Here is a 17,532-nt window from a genome sequence, read left to right as displayed (position 1 = left end):
AACTCCAAGGCTAGTTCTGCATACATGCGCTTGAGTTTGGCGTTCTCTTCTTCAAGTTGTTTGACCTTCTTGAGTTCGCTAGCTTCCATGCCGCCATAACGCTGACGCCATTTATAAAAAGTTACCTTACTGACCCCATATTCGCAAACGATGGTGTCTAATGACTTGCCTGATTCAAATTCCTTAAGAATCTTGGCAATTTCGGTCGGACTAAATTTGCTGCTTTTCATAATACTTACCTAAAGTTAAAAAATATCACACTTTTTAAACTTTTAATCCGTACTATTTTTGGGGAAGCCGACAACATGACTGCTAATAAAAAGAAGTTTACTTATGTGTTGGCATACAAATCTAGTTTCTGAAATAATTATTAACCAAGATGTTAAGAATAAAAATAGCTATCAAATAAGATCTGATAGCTATCCGTTTTCATACAAGATAGGATGAACAGGTTAGTTCAACTTATTATTGTCCTTGGCCTAGTGAGTAAGCGGCTTTACCATCAAACTCGTAAAGGTTTTCGGTTTTGATAACATCTATTCCTAAAGAAATAGCCTTTTCTAAAAGTAGCGGTATTTGTTGAGGAGATGACAACCCCTTAAATCTGCATCTCCAGTGGTCTGTACAAAAAGTTTCAGGAAATCCTTCTGGCCATACTTTAATACCTCTATTGGTAATCATGATAAGTTCGGCATTGTTTTGATTAATCTGACTTACTACTTTTGCTAGGTCATCTGCTTGGCTACCTGTCCAATGCACAAATAAATCAACGCCTACTAGTTGTTTTTTGGCGGGTGACTTGCGTACATATTTAGGTAAATTCATTTGAGTTCCGTGTGCAAACTCTACGGCTTGAAGTTGCTTTGGTTTATGGCCTAAATTAGCTATTACAGCAAGGGCAAATTCTTTTGTACCTACTTTTTGAGTACTGATTCCTTCTTGATAAATGTCGTAAGTATGAATACCATCTTCAATGGTTTTGAGCCAAGCATTTTGTACTTTTTCGGCTATATCCATTTGACCAATATGTTGTAGCATTAAAATAGCTCCTTGCAACAACCCTGAAGGGTTGGCTACATTTTGACCTGCTCTTCGTGGGGCAGAGCCGTGAATAGCCTCAAACATGGCACATTCTTCTCCAATATTCGAAGATCCAGCCAAACCTACCGATCCAGCTATTTGGGCGGCAATATCAGACAAAACATCTCCATACAAGTTGGGTACAACAATGACATCGAAAGCTTCGGGAGTATCGGCCATTTTGGCTGCACCAATATCGATAATCCAGTGCTCATTTTCAATTTCAGGGTATTCTTGTGCTATCTCATCAAAAACTTTATGAAATAAACCATCTGTTTGCTTCATAATATTGTCTTTGGTAAAGCAAGTTACCTTTTTACGACCATTATGTTTGGCGTATTCAAAAGCATAGCGCACAATCTTTTCACATCCTGGGCGACTAATCAGCTTAAGACATTGTACTACTTCGTCAGTTTGTTGATGCTCAATTCCCGCATATAAATCTTCTTCATTTTCTCGAATAATAACAAGATCCATTTTAGGATGTTTGGTGTCAACAAACGGATGTAGACTTAAACATGGACGAACGTTTGAATACAATCCTAAAAACTTACGAGTTGTTACATTAAGACTCTTGTAGCCACCTCCCTGCGGCGTAGTAATTGGCGCTTTCAAGAATATCTTGTTACGTCGGATAATATCCCAAGATTCTTTGGCAATACCAGCAGTATTACCTGATAAATACACCTTTTCGCCAATGTCAATTGTCTCGATTTCAATTTTTGCTCCTGCGGCAAGAATGATTTCTAGAGTGGCATCCATAATTTCTGGTCCTATACCGTCTCCTTTTGCAACTGTAATTTTTGTCATCTGTGTTAGTTTTAATTTTACAGTGCAAAGATTACATGATAAATACATAAAATTTTATTTATATATAAAATGAAAAATATTAACAATTCTTATGATTGCGATTTTGGGTAAAAATCAAACCAATAGATTTATATATTAAATATTTGATAATCAAATGTTTATTTGTCATTTGTAGTGCATTTGGTTTTTAAGGACAAGTTGGTTATAAATATTAATTATGTTTTTTATTTTTTATATAAATAAAAACTTATTAAAAAATAGGCTCAATTTTGTGACACTTTATTAAACACATACAACAATGATACTTTCAACATCCATTCATCTAGCAAAAACATATCTTGAGAAAGGAGAAACTATTGGTCTTCCAACCGAGACAGTTTACGGTCTTGCAGGTAATATTTGGGATACTAGGGCTATTGCAAAAATATATGAGGTCAAGGCTCGTCCTCAAAGTCATCCTCTGATTGCTCATGTTGCCAATTGGCATCAGGTTCAGGAACTTGCAGATGATATTCCTACTATTGCCAAGCAGCTTGCCGAACAGTTTTGGCCTGGGCCTCTTACTATGATTCTTAAAGCTAGTAGTAAAGTACCTCAAGAAGCAGTTGCTGGTCTAAGTACCATTGCCATAAGAATGCCAGACCATCCGCTAGCCTTGAAACTACTTTCATCACTCAAATTTCCATTAGTGGCACCCAGTGCAAACCCTTTTGGTAAAGTAAGCCCCACCTCTGCCATGCATGTTTTTTCGTACTTCAAAGGCAAAATACCACTAACACTGGATGGAGGAAATTGTGAAGTTGGAGTTGAATCAACAATTATTGGGTTTGACGAAGATGCAATTGTTATTTATCGACAAGGAATTATTGGAAAAGAAGATATCCAGAAAGCATTCCCTCAAATACCCGTTTATTATGATAACGAGAACAGTAGTAAATACCCTGGTAGCCACCGTTCGCATTATTCACCACAAACTCCTTTGGTTGTGACAGAGGATTTGAAGGATACCCTTAAAAAATATGAAGGTAAAAAAATAGGATTACTTACCCTAAATGCTTTCGAAGCCGAATACCCAGATATTGTTATACGTTATTTGAGTCCCAACAATTCCTTGAAAGAAGCAGCTACGCATTTGTATGAGTATTTGCACGAATTAGATGCGCTCGGTCTTGATATCATCATAGCCGAACTCTTAGAGCCTTCAGAAATAGGTATTGTTCTTAATGATAGACTAATCAGAGCATCGACCAGTATCGTATAAATTTTTTAGAGGGTACACACTACACAAAAGCAGGGCTAAATTCAGCTCTGCTTTTGAAAAATAGATAATTAACAAGTAAACAAATACTTATGGATTCAACCTTATTATTAGAGAATTTATCAAATCCTGCTTTATTATTTTTTGTTTTAGGAATTGTGGCCGTGTTTTTAAAAAGTGACTTAGAGATTCCACCTAATTCATCAAAATTTATCTCACTCTATCTCTTATTTGCGATTGGATTTAAAGGAGGACAAGAACTTTCCCACGAAACCTTTAGCCCTCAAATTACTTGGGTAATGCTTACAGGAGTATTTATTTCGGTAGCAATTCCTTTTTATACGTTTTTTATTTTGAGAAAAAAACTAAACGTATATGATGCAGGGGCAGCAGCGGCAGCATACGGTTCGGTGAGCGCTGTTACATTTGTAACGGCGGTTTCATACCTCGAAACACATCACCTACAACTCCACGGCTATATGGTTGCAACGATGGCTTTGATGGAATCGCCCGCCATTATTGTTGGTTTACTCTTGATATCGACATTTTGTAAAGACGAACCAGAGGGAATTCAGAAAAAGGAAGCACTCAAGCATTCTTTAACAAACGGAAGTGTTTTGCTTATAATAGGTAGCTTGATTATTGGTTATTTAGCAAATGCTAAACAAGCCGAAGGAATAAAACCTTTTACCAATGATTTATTTAAAGGTTTTTTAGCGATTTTTCTCTTAGATATGGGTATTTCGAGTGGTCGAAAGCTTACCTCATTTTTTTCATACGGATGGTTTCCTATTGTTTTTGCAATAGTGGTACCCTTATTTAATGGATGTTTGATAGGCTGGATTACTGGATTCTTTTGTCAGCATAGTGTAGATAGATTTATTTTAGCGGTGTTAGCTGCCAGTGCTTCATATATTGCAGTACCTGCTGCTATGAAAATATCGGTTCCTCAAGCTAATCCTGGGCTGTATTTACCAATGGCTTTGGCTATAACTTTCCCAATCAATATTACCATAGGACTCCCATTGTATTTTGGAATTGTGTCCTAGAAAAAAATATTTAAGACTATCTTGTATCAGTTATCGGAATAATATAGCCTTTACAAATGTATAAAACATACTTTTTACCGAAAGCTGATACACGATAGCGACTTTATTTTTTGCTTAGTATTTGTTACACCAGTTAAATTTATCCTGAATAATTCTGTCTTTTTCTAATTGTATAAAATCCAAGAATGCTTTGGCTACAGGAGAGAAGCTTTTCCCTCTCATCCAGATCAAATGCCAGATACTTTGAATGGGAAACCCTTTTACTGGGATGATTTGCATATCGCCTAATGACAATTCATTTTTGAGCCCAATCAATGGCATGACTGAGTATCCAAGTCCCGCTAGTACAGCTTGTTTGACAGCTTCGTTGGAAGTCAGTTCCATTTTTTTGTGAATGGGAAGCATATTTTCTTGGACAAATTTCTCCATAACATGCCGAGTACCCGACCCTCTTTCTCTGTAAATAAGTGGCAATGAGGCTAGTAAAGATGTATCATAGAGCTTTTTTTCGTGAATTTGAGATGTATTACCTACCAAGAAAAGCTTGTTTGGCATAAGTTCAACTTTTTCAATTTGTAGATGATCTGGCAAAACAGATACCATCGAAAAGTCTACTTCGTTGTGTTCGAGACTTTCCACTACTTTGACTTTGTTGGTTACATCCAACTTGAGCTCTATCCCTTCGTGTTTATTGATAAAGTCGTTTAGAAAATATGGAATAACATATTTACCTGTAGATACAACTGATATTTTGAGTTGTCCAACCAGTTGCCCTTTAAAAGCGGCGGTTTTATGATTAATCGCATGTACTTCAGCTAGAATTCTTTCAGCAGCGATGGCAATTTCTTGGCCAAAATCAGTAATAAACAACCTACGACCTACCACTTCGGTAAGTGGAATTGCAAATTGATCTTGAAGATTTTTTAATTGAATCGAAACTGCTGGCTGGCTCAGGTGTAATTCTTCGGCAGCTTTTGTGACGCTTTTGGTTTTACTAACCATTAAAAATACTTGTAGCTGATGTAATGTATAGTTCATATAGATAAAGTCAACTTGACTTTTGAGAAGTACTGTGAAAAATGAAAAGAAATTGCCAATATTTATTCGACGAATCAAAGCAACTTTTTTGTACTACGTACTCAGCAAAGATATAGGAGAATCATAAATAAACGTTTATTCCTGCAAAAGAAATGGAGGGTTTATCATTCTATTTCAACTAGAAAAGGAAAAAGCATCGATTGATTCCCAATTAGGCAAGAACTCCCTTATTATTTTAACTATACACTAGTTAATAGCTCTGATATATTTCATAATATTATTGGTGAATAATGTAGAATACGATTGCACTATCATGCTTTGGGAAGTAAACAAAAGTTTATTTTGTTGCCAATAAAACATTCTTTGTTTTTAACTAAAGCATAAAGTTTTTTAATAGCAATTATGAAATATCGTATTGCTTTTTCATAAAATTACGAAATATCGTAGTTGATAAACATTTGGCCATTGTAATAAGTATCTGAAAAACAGACATTTATTACAATGGCATGCTTTTAGGAATAAATAAGAGGAGATTATCTCTAACTATTTTTTCACTAAAACTCCAAATCTAACAATGACCTTATCTAACAGACAACTGACTTCAGCAGGAAGAAGTGAATTTATCGCAGTTGAAGAAAATGTAAAATTGCATGTAACTGATTTGGGCGAAGGCCCTGTGGTGGTTTTGATTCATGGCTGGCCGCTTAGCAATGCCATGTATGAGTATCAATATCAATTTTTAGTCGCCAAAGGTTACCGTGTTATTGGTATTACTCTTCGTGGCTTTGGTAAATCAGACAAGCCTTTTGGTCCTTACAACTATGATATCTTTGCCGAGGATATCAAGATTGTACTCGAAACACTTAATATTGAAGATGCACTTTTAGGAGGGTTTTCGATGGGTGGTGCTATTTCGATTCATTTTGCAGCCAAATACGCAGGCGCACATATTAACAAGTTAGCCTTGTTTGGTGCTGCGGCTCCAATTTGGTCTGAGGTAGAAGCGGTAAATGGTTTGATTGATTTGAGTGTTATCAATCGTCCACAATTATTAGAAAATTTTGGGAAGATTTTCGGTGCATCCGAAACAGCTATTTCTGCTCCTTTGGCTGGCTGGTTAGGCGGAATCAACTTTGAAGCATCTTTCTACGCTACTACTCAATGTCTGATTGCCTTGCGTGACGAAGATTTACGAGAAGATTTAGGCAAAATCAAAGTCCCTACTGCGATCTTCCATGGTACTAAGGATATTATTTGTGGGTTTCATTTAGCAGAACAAATGCACGCAGGTATTACAGATTCTTATATTGTGAAATTTGAAAATAGTGGTCACGCATTGTTTATTGAAGAATTGGATAAGTTTAACTCAGAATTACTCACATTTTTGACAAAATAGGGATTTAATACAAAATACGATTGCATTATCCCGCTTTAGGCTATAGGCTGTAAGCATTAGGCAGTTTATATTATTTCATCAGAAACACCTTGCTTAATGCAAATAGCTTATCGCCTACAGCGTAAAATCTCATTACTTAACATACATCAATGCACAGGCTAAATGCTTGTAGTAATTTTGAATCAACAAAACAACGACAGAGAATCAATAACTCTTTGAAGGTTTTGTAAATCAAAAATTCATACTCAAAAACCTGCAATGTAGCTCAACTCCCCATTTTGGGAGACGAAAAAACTTTGCCCAAAATTTTCACAACACAATACAATAAACATTTAAAATCATGAAAAAGTCCATCTTATCTCTCGCATTCGCTCTTGTGTCATTTATTGGTTTAGCGCAAAAACCATCTCCGATGTTGTTGAGTCCAAGTAACCATGCTTTGGTGCTTATCGACCATGAAAGTCAAATGGGTTTTGCTACAAAAAATATCGATATGACCGAATTACGTAACAATACGGCCATTGTAGCAGGTGCTTCTAAAATCTTTAATGTTCCAACGGTTGTAACAACGGTAGCCGAAAAATCATTTAGTGGTCCTGTTTTTCCTGAAGTTTCTGAATTTTATCCTCAAGCTACTACCAAATACATCGACCGTACAACTATGAATACTTGGGAAGATGTAAATGCTCACAAAGCCATCGTTGATAAAGGCAAAAAGAAAATTGTCCTTGCAGGTTTGTGGACTAGCGTTTGTATTGTAGGTCCAGCATTGTCTGCCATCAGCGAAGGATATGACGTATATGTAATAACGGACGCTAGTGGCGACGTATCAAAAGAGGCTCATGACCAAGCTATTGCACGTATGGTACAAGCTGGTGCGCACCCAATGACATCTATCCAGTACTTACTTGAACTACAAAGAGACTGGGCAAGAAGCGAGACTTATGTACCTGTAACCAACCTCGTTAAAAAATACGGTGGTGCTTACGGTATCGGTATCCAATATGCGCACGAAATGTTGAAACATTAATAGGCTATAAGCGGTAGGCATTAAGCCAAAAAGATTCTTTGAATTCATGGGGAATATTTTTGCCGAAAGTCTAACGTTTAAAGCGAGCAAAATTAAAATAATTGTGAATGTAAAGCATTGCAATTTAATACTTTACATTCACAATTCATAACTCATAATTCAGCATTATTACCCCATTACCCAAACCTTCCTTATTGTCATGAAGAAGTTAACCGCACTCACTATTCTCTTAACCTTTGTCATTTTTCAAGGTTTTGGACAAAAAATCAAAGCTGATCTGGTTTTGATTAATGCCAAAGTACATACCCTTGACGCTCAAAAGAGTAATGCCGAAGCTATTGCCATTGCAGGAAACAAAGTCTTGGCAGTAGGAAGTAACAAAGAAATTTTAACCTACAAATCATCCAAAACACAAGTAGTAGATATTAAAGGAAAAACCATTATCCCAGGGCTTTTCGATAGCCATTTACACGTAATCCGTGGGGGAAGATTTTTTAATACCGAATTACGTTGGGACGGCGTTAAATCCTTAAAACGAGCGTTAGAAATGCTCAAAGAACAAGCTCAGCGCACCCCAGAAGGTCAGTGGGTTCGTGTAGTTGGTGGCTGGAACGAATACCAATTTGAAGAAAGACGTTTGCCAACGCTTGAAGAAATCAATCAAGCTACGGGCAATACTCCTACGTTTATTTTATATCTCTATGGAAAAGCTTGGCTCAATAAGGCTGGTCTCGAAAAACTTCATATCAACGGAGATACGCCCAATCCAATGGGAGGTTTAATCGAAAAAGATGAACATGGAAACACAACAGGATTATTAGCCGCTGAGCCCAATGCCTATATCTTGTATTCTACACTAGCAAAATTACCAGAGCTTAGTCTCGACGAAAAAATTAATTCCACTCTACAATACATGACCGAGCTCAACCGATTGGGTGTGACTGCGGTAATGGATGCAGGTGGCGGTTTCCAGAATTTTCCTGATGATTACAAAATCACAGATTCGCTCGACCGAGCAGGAAAAATAACAGTTCGATTGCCCTATTATTTGTTTGCTCAGAAAAAAGGTACTGAAATAAGCGACTATACCAAATGGATTGGCATGGTAGATTTGGACGCTGTGCATCCAAATGGACATAATGAGGTAGATTATCATGTTGAAGGTGGTGGCGAAAATTTGGTTGCTGATGCGGCTGATTTTGAGAATTTTCTTTTCCCTCGTCCTGAGTTGCCAACTACTATGGAAAGCTCATTGAAGCCTGTTTTACAATTATTAGTAAAAAATCGCTGGCCTTTTAGATTACATGCTACTTATAACGAAAGTATTTCAAGAGATTTGGCGGTAATCGAAGAAGTAAACAAAGAAACACCACTCAACGGACTAACTTGGTTTTTTGATCATGCCGAAACTGTCAGTGAAGAAAATATGCAACGCATAAAAGCCTTGGGTGGTGGTATTGCGATTCAGCACCGTATGGCTTATCAAGGAGAAAGTTTTATTCGTAGATATGGCAAAAAAGCAGCCTTGAATAGTCCTCCAGTTAAAAGAATGCTCGAATTGGGTATTCCTGTTGGTCTGGGTACCGACGGAACGCGAGTAGCTTCATACAATCCATGGATGTCCTTATACTGGATAGTTTCAGGAAAATCATTAGGGGGCAATCAGGTAATGGCCAAAGAAAATACGCTTGATCGCCAAACGGCACTCCAATTATATACGGCAGGAGGCTACGATTTGATTAAAGAAAAACAAAAAGGGAAAATTGCTTCGGGCTATCTGGCTGATTTAGTGGTACTGAGTGATGACTACTTCAATATAGAAGAAGAAAAAATCAAGGAAATTACTTCAGAATTGACTATTCTCGATGGTAAAGTGGTGTATGGCAAAGGAGATTTTAAAGCTATCGCACCCCTACCTTTGGACGTAATTCCAAGTTGGAGCCCAGTCAAATACTACGGTGGCTACCAAACCAAATAATAGTGAAAATATGCTTTAAGCAATAGGCATTAGGCAAAAAATCCTAATAATTTCCTAGGAAACTACTTTAGCCTACGGCTTACAGCCTAATGCCGAATATTGTTTTACTTAATCTTCGTTATACCGTATGAAAACCGCGATTTTGGCATTGGGTATTTTCTTAGGAAGTATTGATGCTTTTGCTCAAAAAGCTTCGCTTTTCAAGCCGCTTCGTTATGACGAAGATTGGTCAAAAATTAAACGTGATAGCAGTGTAGGCAGTTACGATAAAATTAAGTTTATCCCATTGACAAAGCATCAAAAACTTCCCTATTTGTCTTTGGGTGGAGAGGTGCGCTATCAATACTTTTACCTCAAAAATGAAGACTGGGGCGATGCCACACCTGACAAAGATGGATTTTTACTCACACGTTTCCTAGGCCATGCAGATTGGCATATAAACAAACATTTGAGGGCTTTTGTACAATTGCAAAGTAGCATGGCCAATAGCCGTCTAGCGCCAAGTATCGTCGAAGAAAATCCACTGGATTTACATCAGGCATTTGTTGAGGCAAAATGGAACACTTCATCACAAACTATACTTACCACTCGCATTGGTCGACAAGAGTTATCTTATGGTTCACAGCGATTAGTGGCAGTCCGTGAAGCACCCAATAACAGAATGGCATTTGATGCCTTGAAACTTATTTACCAACAAAAAAACTTCAAATCTGATGCCTTTTACTCGCATCCCGTCGCCAACAAAGCAGGAATTTTTGACGACCATTTTAATGAAAATGCTAAATTTTGGGGGCTTTATTCGGTCATTAATCATGCTCCTGTATTGAACAATATCGATGTTTATTACTTGGGTATCTGGAAGAAAACCGCCACACTTGTAGCTGGCAAAGGCGAAGAACTTCGTCACTCACTTGGCACTCGTATTTGGAAAACCTCAGGTGCTTGGCAATATGATTTTGAAGGAGTATATCAGTTTGGAGCTTTTCAAGATAAAACCATTCGTGCTTGGACAATTTCATCAAATACGACTTTCCAATTAGACGAATGGCGTTTAAAACCAAAGTTTGGCTTAAAAACTGAGGCTATCTCTGGTGATGAAAATCCTAACGATAATCGCGTAGAGACTTTTAATCCCTTATATCCCAAAGGAGCCTATTTTGGTCTGGCAGCACTAATCGGTCCTTCCAATTTATTTGATATTCATCCTTCCATTGATTTAGAATTGACAGACAGACTTAATTGGGGTATGGATTACGATATTTTTTGGCGGTTGAGTAAGCACGACGGTATTTATGCTCCGAATATGTCGGTGATTTATGCAGGAAAAAATACCGAAGAAAAATTTATCGGTACTCAGTTGGCTACAGATTTTAATTATCAACTTAATCCTTTTGTGTACCTCAGACTTGAGGCCACTTGGTTTGCTTCAGGTTCTTTTATTCAGGCAGAAAGCGCAGGGAAAGACATTTTTATGACAGCGCTCACTACACAAGTAAAGTTTTAGCAAAAAATATCATCAAAGCTCATGGAAAACCTCACATACGGGCTACATCATATCACAGCAATTGCTGGCGACGCCCAAAGAACTTATGATTTTTATACCAAAGTATTAGGATTGAGATTAGTCAAAAAGACTGTCAATTTCGATGCTCCTGATGCATACCATTTTTACTTCGGCGATACAGCGGGTTCACCCGGAACAATTCTGACATTTTTTGCTTGGGGCGATGAAGTAAAAGGCATCCCTGGCGCAGGAACAGTTTCTCAGATTACTTTTGCCATTCCTGTAGGAAGTATAGATTTTTGGAAAAAGCGTTTGGCACAAAATAACATTCGTTTTATAGAACAAAAGGATGGTTTTGAAGAAAATATCTTATCCTTCTCTGATCCAGATGGTTTATCCTTGGCACTAATAGAAACAGAAAAAGGCAAAACATCCCAGCCTTGGATAACCAGCGAAATCGCTGCTCAGTACGCTACACAAGGTTTTTATGGTATAACTCTCACCCTCAATGAAACTGAGCCAAGTGTTGAGGTACTAAAAGAACTGCTAGGATATACAGTTTCAAGCAAGCAAGGTGCATTTACGAGACTTTCGCATCAGTTCGAAGCCAATGCTGCATATATCGATATTCTTGAATTACCTGATGAACCCGAAGCATTTATTGCCGCTGGTATTGTCCATCATGTGGCATTCAGAACGCCAACCGATGAGTTTATTGCGCTACAAAGAGCGAAGGTTTTAGATGCAGATTTGCATGTTTCACCTATTATGGATAGAACTTATTTTCATTCTATTTATTTCCGTGAACCTGGCGGGGTGCTGTTTGAGGTAGCAACGGATAGTCCTGGCTTTGATGTTGATGAACCTCTTGCCGAATTGGGACAATCACTGAAGCTTCCTATACAATTTGAACGCTTTAGAAGCGAAATAGAAAATACGCTCACGCCGATTTATTGAGTGAATGAGTGATTTATGATTTTAAAAGTAAGTATTCAGTAAGTAGTGGAGTAATGCTTTAAGTATCTATTGACTTTCTTCAACCTAATAATTGTTTATGAAATCAGAACCTTTTAATCAGTGGTTATCTAACCTATTTTTAGTGGGTAATCTACAACCGAAATCTTGGAATATCCTTCTATTGATTTATAGAGTGGCTTTGGGGACGGAGCTATTTTTGGTTCATGGTCTCAAAAAATTGGGTATTACAACGGGAGTAGTTGAACAAATTCCTAATCCTTTTGGCTTACCCTCATGGTTGAATGATGGCGCTATTCTGACGGCCAATTTGGTTTGTCCGATATTTGTGATTTTGGGATTATTCACCCGTTTTTCTACTATCCCCATTTGGTGCGTAACGCTAATGGGATATTTAGTGGTACATGCAGGCGATTCCTTATTGGTCAAAGATACGCCTTTCATGTATAGCCTATCTTTTATTTTTTTAACCTTCACTGGAGCAGGAAATTACAGTTTGGACTATTTCTTATTTTCTAAATCTCATTACGATGAATAAAGGTATTTGGATATTATTGGTGATTATGGCTGGGGCTATGTTACCGATTCAGGCGGGACTCAATACCCGTATGGGCAAGGCACTCGACAGTCCTTCTTGGGCTACATTGATTTCCTTTATTGTTGGGGCGATTGGTATGTTTGCGTATGTTGCTGTCAACAGGGAAGCACTTGTTTTAAGTTCGGTAAAATCAGCACCTTCTCATTTGTGGGTGGCTGGTTTGCTTGGCGCTTTTTATGTAACCGTCATGGTGTTGGCATTTCCTAGGCTCGGACCAGCACTAACTTTTGGGTTGGCCGTCGCAGGACAATTATTGATTTCCTTATTATTAGACCATTTCAACGTACTAGTTCCGCACCCGCATCCTATCAACCTATACCGTATTCTAGGAATTTTACTCATTATTGCTGGCGTCGTCATCATTCGGAAGTTTTAAAAAATGGCTGTAAGCCATAGGCATTAGGCTAGTTGGCAAAATTAAATTCAAATATTGAGCTTTCGGCTTTTAGCTTTGGGCATTCGGCAAAAACATAAAAAACATTTTAACACTCTTTGCCTTGTGCCTAGTGCCTAAACACATAACCGATATACTATTAACTAATAACTTCTTTTCTTATCTCAAAACTTTACATAAAACATGGAAACACACATTAGTATCAAAGAGAATGACCGCTTGGAAATAGCCCTAGAGCTGTCAAAATTATTAGCGGATGAGTTTGTTTTGTACACCAAAACACGGAATGCTCATTGGAATGTAGAAGGCGCAGATTTTTATACAATGCACCTTTTCTTCGAAAAACAATATGATGAGTTAGACGACATTATCGACGATGTTGCAGAACGTATTCGGTCGATTGGTCATTTTGCTCCTGCAACGCTCAAACGCTATTCACAACTCACTCGATTAACCGAAGAAACCCGTGAAGAAAATACGAGTCTTGGACTAATCAAAGAATTACTACAAGACCACCTAACGATTATTTTTCACTTACGTGAAAACATTAATCGTTTTGCTACTGACTTGCACGACCTTGGCACAAGTGATTTTATCACTGGATTGATGGAAACCCATGAAAAAATGGCGTGGATGCTAAGAGCACATCTAAAGTAAAAATTGTGTAATTTTATTAATGAAAGCTAGACAGTTGGCTAGCTTTCATTACCTCTCAATCGCCATTTGTTATTCTGAATCATAATGAAAACGTTCTCTTTTTTTCCAAAAATATGCTTGTTGCTCTTTGTCACAGGATTACTGACTTACTTTAAAGCAAACGCCAAAGTGCTAACATTGGCTCAAGCCGATTCACTTAAGCGTGTGCTCAAAGGTAAAGTTACGCCTGTTAATCAAGTGAATACGCTTTTACTTTTGAGTGAGTATTATTTGTTAAGAAATGGAGAACTACAATCTGATTTAGATAGTGCATCAACTTTGGCTGAAGATGCTACGCGGATGAGTGTTATCAATAATTTACACCCAGAATATGTCAAAAGTCTGTATTTAAGAGGTTGTATTTTACTGGAAAAAGGTCTTCGAAAAGAAGGGAAACTACTAATTAGAAAAGCGTATGGTTTTGCCAAACTGTATAATTTACCAGAACAAAAAGGTGATTTTTTTGAAAAAGAAGGGCATTTGATTGAGCAGGATGAATATCATATCAAGCAAAAAATAAAGTATTACAGAAAAGCCATCTTGTATTTTGCACAAGCCAATGCCTACGATAAAGAAGCTCCAGCAAGACAAATGCTCGGAGACTTACTGATTATTGATAATCAGAAAGACCAAGCGTTGAAAGAACTAAATGCGGCACTTGTTGCTTTTCAAAAGGCTAAAATACCTGACACCCAAGGAGTGTATAAACTTATGGCTAGTATTTACATACAGATGGGTAAGTACGATAAAGCACTTGAAAATAGTATCTCTGCCGTCAAAACAGCCGAATACCTTAAAGACTCATCTTTACAAATGAGCAGCATTTACAACACCACCGCACTGGTATATTATTATTTAAAACAAGAAAAACCTGCTGTTGACTATTGGGAAAAGGCATTAGTCATCGCCAAAAAATACCAAGAGAAAAGCTATATTCAAATGATTTCGGGCAATATTATTACTGCTAAAGCCCGCATCAATGACTATAAAGGTGCCCTAAAAGATTTAATTTTTTTCGAAAAAAAATATGCCAAAGATTTAAGTGCAGAAATGATAGGGCGGATTCCTTATCTCTATTTGAATATCTATATTGGACTTCGAGAGTTTGATAAAGCTCAACAGCATTATCAAAAGGTGTGGGATATATTTTCAACACTCACACCAGAACAGGCTTATTACAAGTTTTATCTCAATAGTATCACACGATATTTAGTCGAAACACATCAATATAAAAAGGCCTATCCACTACTTTTAGATTACGAAAAAATAGCTATTCAAGAAAAAAACTACCTTTATCTTTCTTTAGCCTATCAAAATATTTACAAAGCTGATTCTGCCTTGGGAAGGCTTCAAGAGGCAATTGAACACCTAAAACTATACAAGGTAGCTTCTGATTCTTTACTCAATATCGAAAAAGCCAAACAGCTTATCAATCTTCAGGTAAAGTTTGAAACCGAACAAAAAGATAAGAATATCCAAATTTTACAACAAAAGACAGAAATTCAGAATAGCATTATCCAAAATGAAAGAGTTTTAAAAGTCAACATTATCGCTGGAGCCGTAATTTTATTGCTCTTATTAGTAATTTCTGTTAGTCGATATAGATTAAAGCAAAAAGTCAATTTACAACTTGAGAAAAAGCAAGCTGAAATCAATCAACAAAACGATTTACTCAAAAAACTTCTGAATGAAAAAGAATGGCTTCTTAGAGAGATACATCATCGGGTTAAAAACAACTTACAAGTAGTCATTAGCCTGCTCAATGCACAATCGGCTCATCTTAATAATCAAGATGCCATAGTGGCTATCCAGAAAAGCCAGCAACGTATGCAAGCCATTTCGCTGATACATCAAAAACTGTATCAAACGGATGGGCTATCAACTATCGATATGCGGTGGTATATAGCTGAGTTGATTTCGTATGTGAAAGAGTACTCCAATTTTAAGCAAAAGATTACCATGGATTATGTCCTCGACGATGTTACTCTTGATGTTTCTCAGGCAGTTCCAGTAGGTTTAATACTCAATGAAGTGATTAATAATGCCATTAAATACGCTTTTCCTAACCAAAGTAATGGTGTGATTCGTATTTGTCTCCAACTCGATGAGCAGAACTTTGTACATTTGGGGGTACGTGACAATGGTATTGGGCTTCCAGATGATTTTTTACAACATACCTCCGAGTCATTAGGAGTCAATTTGATTTATGGTTTAGCGGAGCAAATCGACGGAAATGTTGAAATCACAAGTGATCATGGCGTGAAGGTGAAAATTGTTTTTCCTCTACATAAAGAGTTAGTGAATGTCTAAAAAAGATAAAATATTAATTGTTGAAGATGAGTTTATTGTCGCCTATGACCTTAAGCTCATGCTTACCAAAGGAGGCTATTTGGTAACTGGAATAGCATCTTCTGTAGAAAGAGCCTTACAATATATTGAAGAAAAGAAACCCGATTGGGTGCTCATTGATATTATTCTAAAAGGTAACCTGACAGGCATAGATTTGGCTCAAATACTGCATAAAAGAAATATTCCATTTCTTTTCATTTCGGCTAACACCAATCATTCAAGTCTGGAATCAGCCAAAAAAACGCAGCCGTATGGCTTTTTGGTAAAACCTTTTCGAGACAAAGATTTGTTTGTCATGCTCGATATTGCTCGCCATAGATATGGCATTGAAAGAGGTTTGATTAAGACTGAAACACAAGTAGAGCTTACCTCAGAAGTCACTGGGTTAATTGGTAAAAGTCCTTTTATAAAAGAGTTAAGCCATAAAATCCAAATAGTAGCTCCCACTCCTACCTCCGTGTTAATTTTGGGTGAAAGTGGAACGGGTAAAGAAAAAGTAGCCAAGGCTATTTACACTTTATCGCATCGCAATAAACAGCCTTTTATTACCGTCAACTGTGCTGCTTTACCCATCAATCTTATTGAATCTGAGTTATTTGGTCATGAAAAGGGAGCCTTTACAGGTGCCAACCAGCGACGTATAGGAAAATTCGAGCAAGCACATGGTGGAACGATTTTTTTGGATGAAATTGGAGAAATGCCGCTCGAAGCACAAGTAAAGCTCTTAAGAGTTTTGCAAGAAAAAGAATTTGAGCGAATAGGAAGCGATACAACCCTAAAAGTTGATATTCGAGTTATTGCAGCAACGAATCGTAATCTAGAAAAAGAAGTATCGGAGGGTCGTTTTCGACTAGACCTATATTACCGCCTCAACGTCTTTCCCTTAGAACTTTTGCCATTGCACGAACGAAAAGAAGATATTGAAGATTTGGCAAGTTATTTCCTTGAAAAATATGGACTATTGCTGGGTAAAAAAATCACCAGTTTATCTGTTTCAGCACAAGAAAAACTTCAAAGCTACGCTTGGCCAGGTAATATTAGAGAATTGGAACACTGTATCGAAAGAGCAGTCCTTATGGCAAATGATACTGAAATAAACACAATCCCAATACCAGAATTAAAGACTACACATCAGGTAGAAACTGATAAACCAAGTGCTATTTTGACAATGGAAGAGATGGAAAAAGAGCATATTATCAATACACTAAAAGCAAGTAATGGAAAAGTCTCTGGAACGGGAGGTGCCGCCGAACTATTAGGAATATCGGCTCAAACCCTTTACTCCAAGATGAAAAAACATGGTATTAAGCTGGTTTATAAGTAGTTTAAGTAAAAGTAAGTTATTAGTTAACAGTATATCAGTTAATGTGTAGCCTA

Annotated in this window: 15 protein-coding genes; 12 read left to right on the top strand and 3 right to left on the bottom strand. The window is 37.2% G+C overall.

What is annotated here, in order from left to right; all coding sequences use genetic code 11:
* Window positions 1-230: transposase (locus tag QM491_RS23120; protein ID WP_283329901.1), on the bottom strand; the 230-nt coding region annotated here is incomplete at its 3' end.
* 235 nt (window positions 231-465) lie between these two features.
* Window positions 466-1,890, bottom strand: coding sequence for an NADP-dependent isocitrate dehydrogenase (locus tag QM491_RS23115; protein WP_283329900.1), 1,425 nt, complete (start codon window positions 1,888-1,890; stop codon window positions 466-468).
* Window positions 1,891-2,188: 298 nt separating this feature from the next.
* On the opposite strand from QM491_RS23115, the gene QM491_RS23110 reads away from it, so the two are divergent.
* Together QM491_RS23110 and QM491_RS23105 are read left to right on the top strand one after the other, a co-directional pair.
* On the top strand, window positions 2,189-3,151 hold the full coding sequence (locus QM491_RS23110) for an L-threonylcarbamoyladenylate synthase (protein ID WP_283329899.1): 963 nt from the start codon (window positions 2,189-2,191) through the stop codon (window positions 3,149-3,151).
* 89 nt (window positions 3,152-3,240) lie between these two features.
* Entirely contained in the window at window positions 3,241-4,197 is a 957-nt protein-coding gene (locus tag QM491_RS23105; RefSeq protein ID WP_283329898.1) for a sodium-dependent bicarbonate transport family permease, read from the top strand.
* 114 nt (window positions 4,198-4,311) lie between these two features.
* Here QM491_RS23105 and QM491_RS23100 read toward each other — a convergent pair whose 3' ends face one another.
* A complete protein-coding gene (locus QM491_RS23100) occupies window positions 4,312-5,235 on the bottom strand; it encodes a LysR family transcriptional regulator (RefSeq protein ID WP_283329897.1) in 924 nt (307 codons plus the stop codon).
* Window positions 5,236-5,809: 574 nt separating this feature from the next.
* Between QM491_RS23100 and QM491_RS23095 the strand changes: the two genes are divergently transcribed.
* The 10 genes from QM491_RS23095 (at window position 5,810) to QM491_RS23050 (ending at window position 17,479) form a co-directional block, all read left to right on the top strand.
* The gene (locus QM491_RS23095; protein WP_283329896.1) at window positions 5,810-6,631 is read left to right on the top strand and encodes an alpha/beta fold hydrolase; all 822 of its coding nucleotides are present in this window, start codon (window positions 5,810-5,812) and stop codon (window positions 6,629-6,631) included.
* Between the two features lie 340 nt (window positions 6,632-6,971).
* Window positions 6,972-7,661, top strand: coding sequence for a hydrolase (locus tag QM491_RS23090; RefSeq protein ID WP_283329895.1), 690 nt, complete (start codon window positions 6,972-6,974; stop codon window positions 7,659-7,661).
* Window positions 7,662-7,860: 199 nt separating this feature from the next.
* A complete protein-coding gene (locus tag QM491_RS23085; protein ID WP_283329893.1) occupies window positions 7,861-9,639 on the top strand; it encodes an amidohydrolase in 1,779 nt (592 codons plus the stop codon).
* Between the two features lie 127 nt (window positions 9,640-9,766).
* Window positions 9,767-11,143 carry an alginate export family protein gene (locus tag QM491_RS23080; protein WP_283329892.1) on the top strand — a complete coding sequence of 459 codons (1,377 nt, stop codon included), beginning with the start codon at window positions 9,767-9,769 and terminating at the stop codon, window positions 11,141-11,143.
* A 21-nt stretch (window positions 11,144-11,164) separates the two neighbouring features.
* Window positions 11,165-12,100 (top strand): ring-cleaving dioxygenase, encoded by a 936-nt coding sequence (locus QM491_RS23075; protein WP_283329891.1) that lies wholly within the window; start codon window positions 11,165-11,167, stop codon window positions 12,098-12,100.
* A gap of 97 nt (window positions 12,101-12,197) precedes the next feature.
* Window positions 12,198-12,656 (top strand): DoxX family protein, encoded by a 459-nt coding sequence (locus QM491_RS23070; RefSeq protein ID WP_283329890.1) that lies wholly within the window; start codon window positions 12,198-12,200, stop codon window positions 12,654-12,656.
* A complete protein-coding gene (locus tag QM491_RS23065; protein ID WP_166552522.1) occupies window positions 12,649-13,092 on the top strand; it encodes a DMT family transporter in 444 nt (147 codons plus the stop codon). Before QM491_RS23070 ends, QM491_RS23065 begins: the two co-directional genes overlap by 8 nt.
* A 201-nt stretch (window positions 13,093-13,293) precedes the next feature.
* Complete coding sequence (locus QM491_RS23060) at window positions 13,294-13,767, top strand: Dps family protein (protein WP_283329889.1); 474 nt, start codon at window positions 13,294-13,296, stop codon at window positions 13,765-13,767.
* A gap of 84 nt (window positions 13,768-13,851) precedes the next feature.
* Window positions 13,852-16,116: a tetratricopeptide repeat-containing sensor histidine kinase gene (locus tag QM491_RS23055; protein WP_283329888.1), complete on the top strand. Its 2,265-nt coding sequence runs from the start codon at window positions 13,852-13,854 to the stop codon at window positions 16,114-16,116.
* Complete coding sequence (locus QM491_RS23050; RefSeq protein ID WP_283329887.1) at window positions 16,109-17,479, top strand: sigma-54-dependent transcriptional regulator; 1,371 nt, start codon at window positions 16,109-16,111, stop codon at window positions 17,477-17,479. Before QM491_RS23055 ends, QM491_RS23050 begins: the two co-directional genes overlap by 8 nt.
* Window positions 17,480-17,532 lie beyond the last annotated feature (53 nt).

The organism is Flectobacillus longus (genome assembly GCF_030056705.1).
GTDB classification, from domain to species: Bacteria; Bacteroidota; Bacteroidia; order Cytophagales; family Spirosomataceae; genus Flectobacillus; species Flectobacillus longus.
This window is presented reverse-complemented; position numbering and strand designations above follow the sequence as displayed.